The following is a 1,194-nucleotide window of genomic DNA, read 5'->3' on the forward strand; positions in this document are numbered from 1 at the left end:
AAAAAATGGCAAAAGAGAAATTTGAACGTACCAAGCCACACGTGAACGTGGGCACCATTGGTCACGTGGATCACGGCAAGACGACGCTGACGGCGGCGATCACCACCGTGCTGGCGTCCAAGTTCGGGGGTCAGGCTAAGGCCTACGACCAGATTGATGCGGCTCCCGAAGAGAAGGCACGCGGCATCACCATCAATACCGCGCACGTCGAATACGAAACGGCCAACCGGCACTACGCGCACGTTGACTGCCCCGGCCACGCCGACTACGTCAAGAACATGATCACCGGTGCAGCCCAGATGGACGGCGCCGTTTTGGTGTGCTCGGCCGCTGACGGCCCCATGCCCCAGACGCGCGAGCACATTTTGCTGGCCCGTCAGGTTGGCGTGCCCTACATCATCGTGTTCCTCAACAAGTGCGACATGGTCGACGACGCCGAACTGCTGGAGCTGGTCGAAATGGAAGTGCGCGAGCTGCTGTCCAAGTACGACTTCCCCGGTGACGACACGCCCATCATCAAGGGCTCGGCCAAGCTGGCGCTGGAAGGCGACAAGGGCGACCTGGGCGAGCAGGCCATCATGCGCCTGGCCGATGCGCTCGACAGCTACATTCCCACGCCCGAGCGCGCCGTCGACGGCGCGTTCCTGATGCCTGTGGAAGACGTGTTCTCCATCTCCGGACGCGGCACCGTGGTGACCGGTCGTATCGAGCGCGGCGTGGTCAAGGTCGGCGAGGAAATCGAGATCGTCGGCATCAAGGCGACGCAGAAGACCACCTGCACGGGCGTGGAAATGTTCCGCAAGCTGCTCGATCAGGGCCAGGCCGGTGACAACGTCGGTATCCTGCTGCGCGGCACCAAGCGTGAAGACGTCGAGCGCGGCCAAGTGCTGTGCAAGCCCAACTCGATCAAGCCGCACACCCACTTCACTGGTGAAGTGTATGTGCTCAGCAAAGACGAAGGCGGGCGCCATACCCCCTTCTTCAACAACTATCGTCCGCAGTTCTACTTCCGCACCACCGACGTTACCGGCGCTATCGAGCTGCCCAAGGACAAGGAAATGGTGATGCCGGGTGACAACGTGTCCATCACCGTCAAGCTGATCGCCCCGATCGCCATGGAAGAAGGCCTGCGCTTTGCCATCCGCGAGGGTGGCCGCACCGTCGGCGCCGGCGTCGTTGCCAAAATCATCGAGT

Annotated in this window: 1 protein-coding gene; it reads left to right on the forward strand. The window is 61.9% G+C overall.

Features of this window, described 5'->3' with window-relative positions:
- Nucleotides 1-5 precede the first annotated feature (5 nt).
- Nucleotides 6-1,194, forward strand: a 1,189-nt coding sequence (gene tuf, locus AC2EBU_RS16960) for an elongation factor Tu (protein WP_484611636.1), incomplete at its 3' end; no start/stop codon positions are given.

The organism is Curvibacter sp. T50 (assembly GCF_057219955.1).